This is a genomic window from Exiguobacterium sp. BRG2, assembly GCF_031844245.1.
Taxonomy (GTDB): domain Bacteria; phylum Bacillota; class Bacilli; order Exiguobacteriales; family Exiguobacteriaceae; genus Exiguobacterium_A.
Window position 1 is genome coordinate 496,289 of sequence record NZ_JAUZUW010000001.1, and the last position, 12,517, is coordinate 508,805.

Sequence of the window (12,517 nt, forward strand, 5' to 3'; positions counted from 1 at the left end):
GATGGAGCAGATGAGTGAAGCAGTCGTCATCGTCAGTGCGACGCGCACGGCGATCGGAAATTTCAATGGGAGTTTGAAGGACGTCAAAGCAACGGAACTCGGTGCGACAGTCATCCGTGCGGCACTTGAAAAAGCAGGTGTCGCTGGGAATCACGTCGACGAAGTCTTTTTTGGTAACGTCCTCTCAGCAGGACTTGGTCAAAATCCAGCACGGCAAGCGGCACTCGCTGCCGGATTACCGGAGACATGCCCCGCGATGACCGTCAATAAGGTCTGCGGATCCGGTCTCTCAGCCGTCCATCTCGCGTATCAGGCGATCAAGTCGGGCGAAGCCGATGTCATCGTTGCCGGTGGGATGGAGAACATGAGCCAAGCGCCTTATGTCTTATCGGGCGCACGGTCTGGACTGAAGATGGGTGACCAACGGCTTGTCGATACGATCATCCAGGATGGACTTGAGTGTGCGTTTAATGACTATCACATGGGAATCACGGCAGAAAATTTGGCAGACGCCTATGAACTTTCCCGCGAAGCCCAGGATCAGTTCGCGGCGACGAGTCAGCAAAAAGCGCAGACGGCGTTGGCGGAAGAACGGTTCGTCTCGGAAATCACGCCGGTTCTGATTCCACAACGAAAAGGCGACCCGATCCGTTTTGAGCAAGATGAGTTTCCGCGTGCCGGAACATCTGTCGAAACACTCAGTCGTTTGCGACCGGCATTCAAGAAGGACGGAACGGTCACGGCAGGCAATGCATCTGGCATCAATGACGGGGCTGCCGCGCTCGTCATCATGTCCGCGACAAAGGCAAAAGAACTCGGCGTGACACCACTCGTTGAGATCGTTGCGAACGGAACGTCCGGTGTTGACCCGAGCATCATGGGAATCGGTCCCGTCCAAGCGGTCCAAAAGGCACTCGATAAAGCGAGACTGACGCTTGAGGAGATCGATGTCATCGAATCGAACGAAGCATTCGCGGCACAATCTCTCGCGGTCGATGCAGAGCTACAGTTCCCGCATGAGAAGCTCAACCGCAACGGCGGTGCAATCGCGCTCGGTCATCCAATCGGTGCGAGTGGGGCGCGGATTCTCGTTACGTTGATCCATGAACTCGAGCGAACGGGTGAGACGCATGGTCTTGCGACGTTATGCGTCGGGGGCGGTCAAGGGGTAGCGACGATCGTCAAAAAATACGAAGGTTAACAATAAAGCATGAGACAAAGGAGATGTTTGCTCCCGTTGTCTCGTGCTTTATTGTTTTTAGCGAATCGTTAAAATGTCTTTGTAACTGCTTTTTTCAAGAATTTGCACAGAGGACATCCGTGACCATTCCTTCAAGGAGATCTCTGGATGTTGTTTCACGAAGTCGGAGACGATCATGTAGCCGAGTCTGTATTTCGTGAACGATGGAATTTGTTTTTCGTAATTTCCAAAGAACAGATCATCCGTCGTCAATCGTTCCGCATTCAACTCCGAAATCACATGCTCTAAGGTGTGATTTAACAATGGGATGATTGATTCCGATGACTCCATTGGATAGAGCTTGTGGGCAAAAAATTCTGCCTCCCCTTCAAAGATGATATGATCAAGCACCGTCGTGCGGCTTGGTTCATTGAGAGCAATAGTATGATGGTACTCATGCGCTGTCGTATTGCGTAATGATGTTTTCGAAAAATCCTTCAAGAAGAACAGAGTCATCGAATTGTTTCCTTGAGCGACACCGCTGACACCACCATAACGTTTGGCACCATCGTGAGTATTTGGTGTCGTCGGGGAGACGAAGACGACGAGCTTCTCATCCCGTGGAAGTTGTTTCATCGAAGTCAGGAGACTGGACTTGATCTGTTTCATGATGCGCTGATGATGCTTTTTTAGATATGTATTCATCTGTCTTAAGTCTTCGATGTTCTCAGATGGATGCTCTAAAAGTGAAGAATCAAAATTAGCTTGAAGCTGTTCTTTTTTGATGATCTTATTTTTAGCTCCCAATACATATTTTTTAAATAGTTCCTCATTGTCCTCTGGATGTTTCGAAACCGCTTGAATGTAATCGTCATACGCCTTATACAAAGGAACGATTTGAATCTTTTGTTTCTCATGCGTAAACGTAATGTCATACGTCTTTGGTTTTTCGGCAGCGGGAGAACAACTGGCAAGTAAAAGGGTGGCGCTAAGAAGATAAATCGATTTCATGAAAATACCTCCTGTTTAATTATCCATATATTTACTTTCTCTAAAGAATATCATTTTCCTACTACGTCAAATGAACTTATGAATCCGGTTTCATGCTTCGACGCACAGCAGTAACAAAATCCGTAGACCGTAGTTCCGCCAAACTTTCTGCGTAATTTTCAGAATATTCTCCAGATAAACTCCTAGCACGAGGTCTCAAACGTATGGTATTCTTTCGAACGAAGTACTTCATCTGCTTAGGGAGCGGATGAAGTCGGAAATCATCAGTGGGGGTTTATTATGTCTAAAACTGTTCCAACATCATTTATCATCGTCATCGGCATGATGCTCTTCGCCTTGTTCTTCGGGGCAGGAAATCTCATCTTTCCGCCGATGCTCGGACAGCTCGCAGGGGAACATGTCTGGGTTGCCAATGCCGGATTCCTTGTCACCGGTGTCGGTCTACCGTTGCTTGCGATTCTCGCATTCGCGTTTTCAGGGGAACGCGATCTACAAGCGATGGCGTCACGTGTTCATCCTGCTTTCGGAATCGGGTTCTCGGTCATCCTCTATCTTGCGATCGGACCATTCTTCGCGATTCCACGTGCCGGAACGGTCTCGTATGAGATCGGAATCAAGCCGTTCTTCAGTGAATCGACGAGCCATTTGCCGTTACTGATCTTCACGATTTTGTTTTACACGATTGCTTGTCTATTGTCCTTAAACCCAACAAAGATCGTCGATGTCGTCGGGAAGGTACTGACACCGATTAAAATCACGTTCATCGGTCTGTTGATTGTCGTTGCCGTCTTGCATCCAATCGGAAGTTTTCAGAATCCTTTGAAGACATATCAGACGAATGCCTTCTTTAACGGTTTCCAAGAAGGATATATGACACTCGATGCGCTCGGTGCCTTCGTCTTCGGTATCATCATCATCGCAGCGATCAAGGAAAAAGGTGTCACTTCGAAGCGGCAGTTGCTGCTGATTTGTACGAAAGCCTCGTTGATTGCCGCAGCCTTGCTTGCAATCACATACTCGGCGCTTGCCTTCATGGGTGCTTCGAGTGTCTCGGAAATCGGACAACTGGCGAACGGAGCAGAGATCTTGTCGGCTGTGTCGGATCATTACTTCGGTGAGTATGGGGCGATTTTGCTTGGTCTGATGATCACAGTCGCTTGTATGACGACAAGTGTCGGCTTGATCACGGCGTGTGCCGCGTTTTTCTCGGCACTCGTGCCAAAAATCTCGTACGTCAAATGGACGATTGGTCTATCAGTCTTCAGCGCACTCGTCGCGAACATCGGTCTGAATCAATTACTCGCCGTCTCAAAACCAGTCTTGATGACGCTTTATCCACTCGCGATCTGTCTGATCTTCTTAACGTTCTTGCATCCACTCTTTAAAGGCAAACCAGCCGTTTATCAAGGGGCGCTGTGGATGACATTCGTTGTCAGCTTGTTTGATGGATTAAAGACAGCAGGGATTAACGTCTCAGCCGTCACGAAAGTGTTCGACGCGGTATTACCGTTTACTTCCGTCAGTCTCGGATGGGTCGTTCCAGCCATCATTGGTGGGGTGATCGGGGCAATCGTTGGTAAGAAAACAGCACAGACACGATCGTCGTCACGTGTGGCTTAAGTTGTCATGTATAAAGGAAAGCGGATTTTTGATCGTATGATCAAAGTCCGCTTTTTTTGTTCACTCGATTGTGGGTTTAAGCATAAGCGGAAACGGTAATTCCTCTACTGTATATCATTGACCATCGTGTCTCTTACAGAAAGGATGTTGAAACATGTCAGAACGTGTCTTCATTAGTCCCTCGAAGTATGTCCAAGGAAAGGATGTCATTGACCGGCTCGGTACATATGTGAGCCCGTTCGGTGAAAAAGCGCTCGTCATCGCGGACGATGTCGTCTGGAAAATCGTAAAGGAACGTGTCGAGCAGTCGCTGTCCGGCGAAAACGTCGGCATCGAGAAGGCAGAGTTTAGTGGTGAAGCCTCACGGCATGAAGTAAAACGAATCGCTGAGCAAGCAAAAGCGGCGGATGTTCGTTTCGTCATGGGGGTTGGGGGTGGAAAGACGCTCGACACAGCAAAAGCCGTCTCGGATGAGCTGAACGTGTCCGTCGTCATCGTACCGACCCTTGCTTCGACCGATGCACCGACGAGTGCTCTGTCCGTCATCTATTCCGACGAAGGGATTTTCGAAAGTTATCGTTTCTATAAGAAGAATCCCGATCTTGTTCTCGTCGATACGAAACTGATTGCCCAAGCGCCGGCGCGTTTCTTTTCGTCCGGAATTGCCGATGCTCTCGCGACATGGGTCGAAGTCCGAAGTGTCGTCGCCTTTGGTGGACAGACGATGGCAGGAGGACGACCGACGATTGCGGCACAAGCGATTGCCAAACGTTGCGAGGAAGTCTTGTTCGAGCACGGGCGTCTGGCGTATGAATCCGTTCAGGCACAGGTCGTCACCCCAGCACTCGAAGCCGTCGTCGAAGCGAATACCCTGTTAAGTGGGCTCGGCTTTGAAAGTGGGGGACTAGCAGCGGCGCATGCGATTCATAATGGCTTTACGGCACTTGACGGTGAGATTCACCACCTGACGCATGGAGAAAAGGTCGCCTTTGGTACACTTGTCCAGTTGGCGCTCGAAGAACATCCACAAGAAGAAATCGAACGCTATATCGCGCTTTACATGGATCTTGGTTTACCGGTGACACTCGAGGACGTCAAGCTAAAGGATGCGTCGCGAGAAGATATCGTCAAAGTCGGAGAAGCAGCAACTGCTGAAGGTGAGACGATCCACAGCGGATTCAACGTTACGGCGGACGAAGTCGCTGATGCGATCATCGCAGCCGATCGCTATTCAAAAGCGTATCAAGCAAAACGAAAACAATAAGAAAAAATACCCCTTGCCGAGACGGCGAGGGGTATTTTCATTTTACAGATAATCGAGTGGATTGACACTGCTACCGGCAGAAGTTGCGCTGTAGACGTACGATCCTTTATGGAGTTCAAAATGTAAATGTGTTCCGAAAGCGTTACCTGTCTCGCCAACTGTTCCGATTTTTTGACCTTGCGTGACGGTTTGACCGACCGAGACCGAGCGGCTATTCATATGTGCATACAGACTGATGAACGGCGATCCGTTGATCGTATGTGAAACCATGACATAGTTGCCGTACGCGCCTTTGAGCTGAGACGTAATGACTTTACCGCTTGCTGTCGCATAGACTGGTGTACCTTTTGCTGCACCATAATCGATCCCGTTATGGAATGTGTAACCATAAGCACCACTAGAAGGTCCATAACCTTGTGTGATCGGACCACTCGTTGGCGTCGCGAAGTTCTTTGATGTCGACGTTGACGCTTTTGATGCGCCACTGCTATTCGTCAGTGTCAAAACAGCGTATTTCGAGACATAGTCCGCATGAACGAATCGTTTATCTCCACCGTATAAGAATTTGATCCAATCGCCTGTACGACCGAGGTAGCGGAACGTTTCGCCTTTATCGACACTTCCGACGACTGTACTGCTCGTCGAACTGCTGCTACGAACACGAAGGTTGTCGACATTGACTTTAATCTTATAGATACGTGTTACAGAATATTTTTTAACATATGTAGAAGAAACATAGACTTTTTTTGAACCGTACAGAATTTTCGTCCAGTTGCCTGTCCGTCCGAGATACTTATATGTATCACCTTTTTCAAAGCTCGTGATCGTACCGTATGATGTCGAAGGACCCGTTCGAGCACGCAAACCGTCCTCCATGACTTTCACCTTATAGAACGTCGTTGCAGCATCCGCACGTGGGATGGCAAACGAAGCAACACTTGCCACAGCGATCGCTGTCGCTGAGACACCTTTCCACAAACCATGCATGATTCATTCCTCCTGAGTATGTAATCTGTGTGACCAAACCGTTATGTAAATTTCATAGATGAGTATAACATTTACGAAAATGTTTAATTGTTACATTCACATTTCGATATTATTTCAATAAATTATATTAAAAAGACTTAATTTTATCTATTTACCAATTGTTGATGAATTCCTTTGACAAGATTGGATGGAATTGGATAATATGAAATGCCATATGAATAACAAAAAAGGTACCCCAATGAGGTACCTTGAAATGCTTATAAGAAAGCGAGTGGGTTGACACTGCTTGCTGCAGAAGAACCGCTGTAGACGTAGTTTCCGCGGTGGATCTCGAAGTGTAAGTGAGACCCAAACGAGTTACCTGTACTGCCGACTGCACCGATCGTTGCGCCTTTCGGGATCGATTGACCGACGAAGACAGAGCGTTTGCTTAAGTGAGCGTATACCGTTGTGTACGAAATACCGTGCACTTTATGTTTGACCATGACATGGTTTCCATATGCTCCCTGATATGACGACTTGATGACTTTTCCGGCAGCGGCTGCTTTAACTGGTGTTCCAGTAGGTGCTCCGAAGTCGATACCGTTATGGAACGTGTAGCCGAAGATGCCGCTAGTTTTTCCATAACCTTGTGTTACTGGACCGCTTGTCGGACGCGAGAAGCCATTTGATGAAGTCGAGAATGAGGCTTTCTTCGCTGTATGACCAGAAACGCGATATTTTTTCACATAACCTGAGTAGACGTAACGCTTATGTCCTTTATGAAGAATTTTTGTCCAGTTTCCGCGATGACCCAAGTATTTGAAAGTCTGTCCCGAATTGACGCCGTCGACGATCCGGTATTTAAGAGATGGGCCAGTGCGAACGCGGAGTCCGTCTGCTTTGATTTTTACTTTGTACGTAGATTTCGTAGCTGCGTCAACCTTACCTGTACCCGTAGCTGCAAAACCTGAAACAACGAGCGCGCTCATTGCAAGTGTCGTGATTGTTCTTTTCATGAATGTTCCTCCTTGATGTAAATCGAGATCTTGTCGGAAATGACATGTATATAGAATGTGTGTGGTGTAAAGTGTGGTGAATTGAAGTAGATGATGCTGTCGTCATTTGACTAACGAGAGTATAGCATTGAAAAGTCAGACGTTTGTATTTCAATTCGATTGCTTAGATATATTCTAATAACAAATGTTGTAACATTGAATACATATTCAATCTCAGAATCCCTTAAAATCAAGATGAATCCGTGTTACAACGAGATGAATTTGATGACAAAACGCAATCGTGGGAAATGATGAGAAAGTATGGGAGTCTAATAAAAAGAGAGTAGGTAATGAGATGGATTTGACGTTTGCAGTAAATCAAAAAAAGCTTAACATTCGCGCAGTGGCGCTGTTGATTCAAGATGAACATCTCTTGATTCATCGGCAAGGAGAAGATGATTTTTGGTCATTACCGGGAGGACGGGTACAATTTGGTGAAAGTGGTGCCAAAGCGATTGAACGTGAATTATTAGAAGAATTAGGACAGTCAATCGAGCCACCGGTCTTCCGTTTCCTGCATGAAAATTTCTTTAATTACGCAGACCATCAGTTTCATGAACTGGGGATGTTTTATGAAGTAACATGTCGAGAACCACTACCACTTTCAACGGAAGACTTTTACGGTCCTGAAGGTGAAGAATTGACGTACCGGTTCGTTCCATTCGATAAACTGGATCAATATACATTGTATCCAAGCGAATTATCAAAAATGCTTCAAACCAATGTATTTCCACCGCTATTGACGAATGACATCTGACTTTTTCAGAAAAACGTTTATAGATGTATCGCAAGGGAATGGTTAATCAGGTAGTTCATTCCACAATGATAAGGGAGCTGATCGTTCATGAGAGAAGAGCAGTTCGAAGCGATGCATCAAGAAGCACGAGGGCAGACGCAGGAACAACAACCCGGTGTCGAGTACGCCATGAAACCGGAACCGATCTACGATGATCCGGATTATGTCGGTTCAGGAAAACTGACGGGAAAGGTTGCACTGATCACAGGTGGAGACAGTGGAATCGGTCGAGCCGTTGCTGTCGCTTATGCGAAAGAAGGGGCAAACGTCGCAATCGTATACCTAAATGAGGGAAAAGACGCAGAAAAGACGAAATCGTTGATTGAAGGCTACGGGGTCAAAGCCTTAAAAATCGCGAAAGATGTCAGTCAACCGGAAAATGCGCAAGCGATCATCGATACCGTCATTGCAGAATTCGGTCAATTGAACATTCTCGTTAACAATGCCGGAAAACAATTCCCGCAAGATGATTTCCTTGCGATCACACCAGATCAATTGAAGGAAACATTCGAGACGAATGTCTTTTCGATGTTCTATTTGATTCAGGCTGCGCTTCCACATTTGCATAAAGAAGATGCAATCATCAATACATCATCGGTGACAGCGTATCGTGGAGCACCGTCGCTGATCGACTACTCAGCGACGAAAGGCGCTATTACGACATTGACGCGCTCGCTTGCTTCAAGCTTGATCGAGAAAGGAATTCGCGTTAATGCCGTCGCACCGGGACCGATTTGGACGCCTCTCATTCCAGCGACGTTCTCGAAGGAGAAAGTCGAGTCGCATGGGGAAGACACGTTAATGAAGCGTCGGGGACAACCGTCAGAAAATGCACCGGCTTATGTCTATTTGGCTTCTCGTGATTCGAGTTACATCACGGGTCAGACGATTCATATCAACGGCGGCGATTACATCACGTCTTAAGGGGGAAAACATGATGAAGAAAAATCCGAATGAAGTGCCTGAACGTGAACCGGATCATCAACCGGACGAAGTTCCGCAAGCACCACCGAGCGAGGTACCAGATACACCACAGGAAGATCCTGTCCGTCAACCGGAACCGGATACGTTCCCGGAACCAACTGAGATTCCCGATACACCGCAGGAAGATCCAAATCCCTATTAATAAGCTGACCGTAGTCACCATCCAAGAATCGGATGGTGACTTTTTCGTGATGAAGAAGACAAACCAGCTTGACAGACAAACTGTATGATGAGTATGATACAGAAGAGAAGTGTATTAATGTTTTAATACATTGAACAGGAAAGGGAGGTCTACCGATGCAGTTCGACCAAAGAAGTCCGGTGTACCTGCAGGTCGTCCGTTGGTTCAAACAACGAATCGCGACCGAGGAATTGCAAAGCGGGCAAGAGATCCCGTCCCGCCGCGAAATCGCCGCACAGCTCGGAATCAATCCGAATACCGCACAAAAAGCATACAAAGAGATGGAGGAGCAGCAATTGATTACGACAGAACGGAATGTCCCGAGTAAGATTACACGCGATCCACAAGTCGTCCAAAAAGTACGTGCTGAGATGCTTGAAGAAGCAGTCTCTGAATTCATCGATGCCGTCAAGGCGATTCAAATTCCACTTGATGAGGTCGTCTCGAAAGTTGAGACCGTCTATCAGGAAACGGAACGGAGGAAGGTCGATGCTTGAAGTCCATGGCTTACAAAAGAAGTACGGAAAAAAACCAGTCCTTCAAGGCGTCTCGTTTTCCGTTCCAATGGATCAATTGACATGTCTGATCGGTTTGAACGGTGAGGGGAAATCGACGATCCTGAAGGCAATCGCAGGACTTGTTCCAGTCAACGCAGGAACGGTTCTCGTCGATGGCGAGATCAACCGAAATAAGGTCGCCTTCGTTCCAGATATTCAGACGATGCCCGGCTACATGACGGTCGGTGACGCGCTGACATATATGGCGGATTATTATTCCGATTGGAACCAGGAGACTGCGAATGAATTGATGCGAATTTTCCAGCTACTTTCAACAGATAAGATTACCGACTTATCAAAAGGAAACCAGGCGAAGGTCAGCTTAATTCTTGAATTTGCTCTCGATCGTCCGTACTTATTACTCGACGAACCGTTCGCCGGAATTGATTTGTTTACGAAAGAACAGATTGCAGGATTATTCTCAAGCCACTTCATGGAAGGGCGCGGTATCCTGATGACGACACACGAAATTCAGGAAATCGAGCATTTGATCGACCGGGTCGTCTTCTTACAGGACGGTCGAATCATCGATGAACATGAGACAGAAGAGATGCGAGAACTGTACGGGAAGTCGGTTCAGGACCGGATGCGGGAGGTCTATCAGCGATGAAACAATACATACAATTGACGAATGAAGAGATTAAGCGGAGTTTTAAGCTTTATGTGATCGTCGTGCTTGCAATGGTAGCAATTGAGCTGGTGTCGGTCGTTGCGCAAGTGATGCTTCATGAGCAAAATATCAAGAATTTCATGGAAAATAATCGTGCAACATTATCAGAGGCACTTCAACAAATCGGAAAGCTAGATTATGCAGATACGACATCTTTTTTCGTATTTATGACTTTGATAGGAATTGTATTCGTTGTGATTTACGCATTTCAAATTTGGTATCGTGATTGGCTTGGGGAAACAAAATACATCTATCGACTATTAATGCTTCCAGGGCGAAGATATAGCATTTTCTTTTCAAAATTAACTGCTGTATTTCTGGTCATGGTTAGCTTTATTGGTTTGCAATGGTGTTTTCTTAAGGCTGGATCTTATTTATTTGATTGGTCAATCCAAGCGGAGTATCAAAAAAGTTCTAATACGAATATATTCAGTAGTTCATTGGAAGAATTTTATACGACGAATTTAACTAATATGATTTTTATCATCCTTATTTCTACAATGATTGTCTGCTTAATCTTTTTGCTCGTTTTGTTGGAGCGGTCACATCGAAAAGTAAAAGGATTGATTCGAGTCGCGATTGAAACGACAATTTTTGTATCGTATGCGTTCGTCTGTATTTATTTTTTGGATCAAACACATTTATTACTAAGTTCAGAAAAAGACGCTTTATTCATCGGATTTGTCTTTGTCTACATGATTTATGCTTGTTGGAGAAGTTTGCGACTTCTGAAATGGAAAATCTCGGTCTAAAGGGGATAATATGCGGTCATATAAATATTTCATTGGTTTTATACTAATCAGTGTCGTATCACTAGCTTTTTATGTAGGATACGTCTTAAATTTAGAAAAACCTGAATTAGTAGTTGAAACAAAGAGCGGTAGCCCGAAGCAAAGCACTCTTCAAAATCTACAAATCAACTTAATCGATGTAGTGCGTCAACCAACAGACTTCTCAGTCTCGATTAAAGATGGACAAGTCTCTGAATCAAAATCATCTTATCTAAATAATATGTATCTCGACCGTGTTTATATAAATGATGAAGCACCACGGTCATTTAAACAGTTCATGCAAGAGGAAACGTATACTCTCATGCAAGATTCCGTAACTTACGGATTAAAAGGTCGAGAAGACGGTAGTTGGGAGTTGCAATACTGGGATCTTAAAACTAAAAAATTGACTACAAAACAATTGAGCACTCCCTCAGAAGTTAATAATAAAAAGTACGCCTACTCACCCTTTCAACGAACAGAAGATCTACTTTATGTGGAGCGCAATTCGATGGATGAGCAGACCCAAAGAAGCTTTATTTATGTCATTGACTTAAAAAATAATAGCGTACGTAAACAACAACTACCAATCAAATTAAAGAGGAATGAATACATTGAGTCGTTCTATAAAGGACAACTACTTTTTTCTCAAACATATTTTCCTAAGAATAACCCCGATACTGAACAGCAGCGTCTGCTTATGACAGACGGAAAAAAGACGAAACGATTAAAACAACTGGAAGGAGAAGATTTTAACACTCGAATTTTAAATGAAGGCAAATTAATCGTGACGATAAATGAAAATGATGAGACACAGTTAAGCTGGAATACGTTCGATATGGAGTCGGAAAAATATACAGTACATCAAGTTCCACTTCCTGATCGTAAAAAATTCCCGGATGGAGGTGGATTCCCGGTCTCTATTTTGGAAAATGGACGCATTTATTTTTCTTATCAGCTAAAAAATGATGATTACAGAGTATTGGTTTTCAATCCGACATCAGCAAATATTGAATATGAAGGAAACATTACGAATAAAAATCCAAAGATTAAGTTATCACTAAGTGATATGCGATTGAAGTAAGTTATAGAAATTTCATTCAATCACTGAAACCTTCCGTTTTCTTCCAACGTATAAAGACTATACAAGGGGGGAACTCACATGCAATTCTTGATTTTTGTCATCTTCGCAGGTGCTCTGTATTGGTTCTACTACAATTTCTTACTAGGATACCGTAAGAAAAATATCACGCTGACGTTTGACGATCGGTTTTATTCACTCGACGAACATGTCGCAGCCATCGAACAAAAGCTTGCAACGGATGGACGTTCAGCGCGTTATCTCGGTGACCGTCGCTTTGAAGTCGATGGCAAACCTTATCTGTTCCTCGAGCGGACAGTCCCAGTCGGCGGGGTTCCGACACAGCAGACGATTCTCGAGCAACAAAAAAAATAACTCT

Annotated in this window: 14 protein-coding genes; 11 read left to right on the top strand and 3 right to left on the bottom strand. The window is 45.3% G+C overall.

Annotation, left to right across the window (positions count from 1 at the left end; genetic code table 11):
- Positions 1–10: 10 nt before the first annotated feature.
- Positions 11–1,201, top strand: a complete 1,191-nt coding sequence (locus tag Q9R23_RS02525; RefSeq protein WP_311246351.1) for an acetyl-CoA C-acetyltransferase — start codon at positions 11–13, stop codon at positions 1,199–1,201.
- 57 nt (positions 1,202–1,258) lie between these two features.
- Here the strand turns inward: Q9R23_RS02525 and Q9R23_RS02530 are convergent, their stop codons facing one another.
- On the bottom strand, positions 1,259–2,191 hold the full coding sequence (locus Q9R23_RS02530) for a DUF2268 domain-containing putative Zn-dependent protease (protein WP_311246352.1): 933 nt from the start codon (positions 2,189–2,191) through the stop codon (positions 1,259–1,261).
- 279 nt (positions 2,192–2,470) lie between these two features.
- Between Q9R23_RS02530 and brnQ the strand changes: the two genes are divergently transcribed.
- Both brnQ and Q9R23_RS02540 read left to right on the top strand, forming a co-directional pair.
- Positions 2,471–3,811: a branched-chain amino acid transport system II carrier protein gene (brnQ, locus tag Q9R23_RS02535; protein ID WP_311246353.1), complete on the top strand. Its 1,341-nt coding sequence runs from the start codon at positions 2,471–2,473 to the stop codon at positions 3,809–3,811.
- A gap of 154 nt (positions 3,812–3,965) precedes the next feature.
- The gene (locus Q9R23_RS02540) at positions 3,966–5,075 is read left to right on the top strand and encodes a glycerol dehydrogenase (protein ID WP_311246354.1); all 1,110 of its coding nucleotides are present in this window, start codon (positions 3,966–3,968) and stop codon (positions 5,073–5,075) included.
- Between the two features lie 42 nt (positions 5,076–5,117).
- Here the strand turns inward: Q9R23_RS02540 and Q9R23_RS02545 are convergent, their stop codons facing one another.
- Both Q9R23_RS02545 and Q9R23_RS02550 read right to left on the bottom strand, forming a co-directional pair.
- Entirely contained in the window at positions 5,118–6,062 is a 945-nt protein-coding gene (locus Q9R23_RS02545; protein ID WP_311246355.1) for a peptidoglycan DD-metalloendopeptidase family protein, read from the bottom strand.
- A 257-nt stretch (positions 6,063–6,319) separates the two neighbouring features.
- Positions 6,320–7,060: a peptidoglycan DD-metalloendopeptidase family protein gene (locus tag Q9R23_RS02550; RefSeq protein ID WP_311246356.1), complete on the bottom strand. Its 741-nt coding sequence runs from the start codon at positions 7,058–7,060 to the stop codon at positions 6,320–6,322.
- Positions 7,061–7,394: 334 nt separating this feature from the next.
- Here Q9R23_RS02550 and Q9R23_RS02555 point away from each other — a divergent pair, with 334 nt between their 5' ends.
- The 8 genes from Q9R23_RS02555 to Q9R23_RS02590 all read left to right on the top strand — a co-directional run bounded on the left by Q9R23_RS02555 (position 7,395) and on the right by Q9R23_RS02590 (position 12,513).
- Positions 7,395–7,856 (top strand): NUDIX hydrolase, encoded by a 462-nt coding sequence (locus Q9R23_RS02555; protein ID WP_311246357.1) that lies wholly within the window; start codon positions 7,395–7,397, stop codon positions 7,854–7,856.
- An 87-nt stretch (positions 7,857–7,943) separates the two neighbouring features.
- Complete coding sequence (locus tag Q9R23_RS02560) at positions 7,944–8,819, top strand: SDR family oxidoreductase (RefSeq protein ID WP_035408573.1); 876 nt, start codon at positions 7,944–7,946, stop codon at positions 8,817–8,819.
- Between the two features lie 10 nt (positions 8,820–8,829).
- Positions 8,830–9,021, top strand: coding sequence for a hypothetical protein (locus Q9R23_RS02565; RefSeq protein ID WP_231496870.1), 192 nt, complete (start codon positions 8,830–8,832; stop codon positions 9,019–9,021).
- A gap of 155 nt (positions 9,022–9,176) precedes the next feature.
- Positions 9,177–9,557, top strand: coding sequence for a GntR family transcriptional regulator (locus tag Q9R23_RS02570; RefSeq protein ID WP_290755595.1), 381 nt, complete (start codon positions 9,177–9,179; stop codon positions 9,555–9,557).
- Positions 9,550–10,227: an ATP-binding cassette domain-containing protein gene (locus Q9R23_RS02575; RefSeq protein WP_311246358.1), complete on the top strand. Its 678-nt coding sequence runs from the start codon at positions 9,550–9,552 to the stop codon at positions 10,225–10,227. Before Q9R23_RS02570 ends, Q9R23_RS02575 begins: the two co-directional genes overlap by 8 nt.
- A complete protein-coding gene (locus tag Q9R23_RS02580; RefSeq protein ID WP_311246359.1) occupies positions 10,224–11,039 on the top strand; it encodes a hypothetical protein in 816 nt (271 codons plus the stop codon). The genes Q9R23_RS02575 and Q9R23_RS02580 overlap by 4 nt, the downstream gene beginning before the upstream one ends.
- A 10-nt stretch (positions 11,040–11,049) precedes the next feature.
- A complete protein-coding gene (locus Q9R23_RS02585; protein ID WP_311246360.1) occupies positions 11,050–12,141 on the top strand; it encodes a hypothetical protein in 1,092 nt (363 codons plus the stop codon).
- 78 nt (positions 12,142–12,219) lie between these two features.
- Positions 12,220–12,513, top strand: a complete 294-nt coding sequence (locus Q9R23_RS02590; RefSeq protein WP_311246361.1) for a hypothetical protein — start codon at positions 12,220–12,222, stop codon at positions 12,511–12,513.
- Positions 12,514–12,517 lie beyond the last annotated feature (4 nt).

Coding starts and splice junctions, on each gene's coding strand:
- Q9R23_RS02525 (WP_311246351.1), top strand. CDS start 11: ATGAGTGAAGCAGTCGTCATCGTCAGTGCGACGCGCACGGCGATCGGA.
- Q9R23_RS02530 (WP_311246352.1), bottom strand. CDS start 2,191: ATGAAATCGATTTATCTTCTTAGCGCCACCCTTTTACTTGCCAGTTGT.
- brnQ (WP_311246353.1), top strand. CDS start 2,471: ATGTCTAAAACTGTTCCAACATCATTTATCATCGTCATCGGCATGATG.
- Q9R23_RS02540 (WP_311246354.1), top strand. CDS start 3,966: ATGTCAGAACGTGTCTTCATTAGTCCCTCGAAGTATGTCCAAGGAAAG.
- Q9R23_RS02545 (WP_311246355.1), bottom strand. CDS start 6,062: ATGCATGGTTTGTGGAAAGGTGTCTCAGCGACAGCGATCGCTGTGGCA.
- Q9R23_RS02550 (WP_311246356.1), bottom strand. CDS start 7,060: ATGAAAAGAACAATCACGACACTTGCAATGAGCGCGCTCGTTGTTTCA.
- Q9R23_RS02555 (WP_311246357.1), top strand. CDS start 7,395: ATGGATTTGACGTTTGCAGTAAATCAAAAAAAGCTTAACATTCGCGCA.
- Q9R23_RS02560 (WP_035408573.1), top strand. CDS start 7,944: ATGAGAGAAGAGCAGTTCGAAGCGATGCATCAAGAAGCACGAGGGCAG.
- Q9R23_RS02565 (WP_231496870.1), top strand. CDS start 8,830: ATGATGAAGAAAAATCCGAATGAAGTGCCTGAACGTGAACCGGATCAT.
- Q9R23_RS02570 (WP_290755595.1), top strand. CDS start 9,177: ATGCAGTTCGACCAAAGAAGTCCGGTGTACCTGCAGGTCGTCCGTTGG.
- Q9R23_RS02575 (WP_311246358.1), top strand. CDS start 9,550: ATGCTTGAAGTCCATGGCTTACAAAAGAAGTACGGAAAAAAACCAGTC.
- Q9R23_RS02580 (WP_311246359.1), top strand. CDS start 10,224: ATGAAACAATACATACAATTGACGAATGAAGAGATTAAGCGGAGTTTT.
- Q9R23_RS02585 (WP_311246360.1), top strand. CDS start 11,050: ATGCGGTCATATAAATATTTCATTGGTTTTATACTAATCAGTGTCGTA.
- Q9R23_RS02590 (WP_311246361.1), top strand. CDS start 12,220: ATGCAATTCTTGATTTTTGTCATCTTCGCAGGTGCTCTGTATTGGTTC.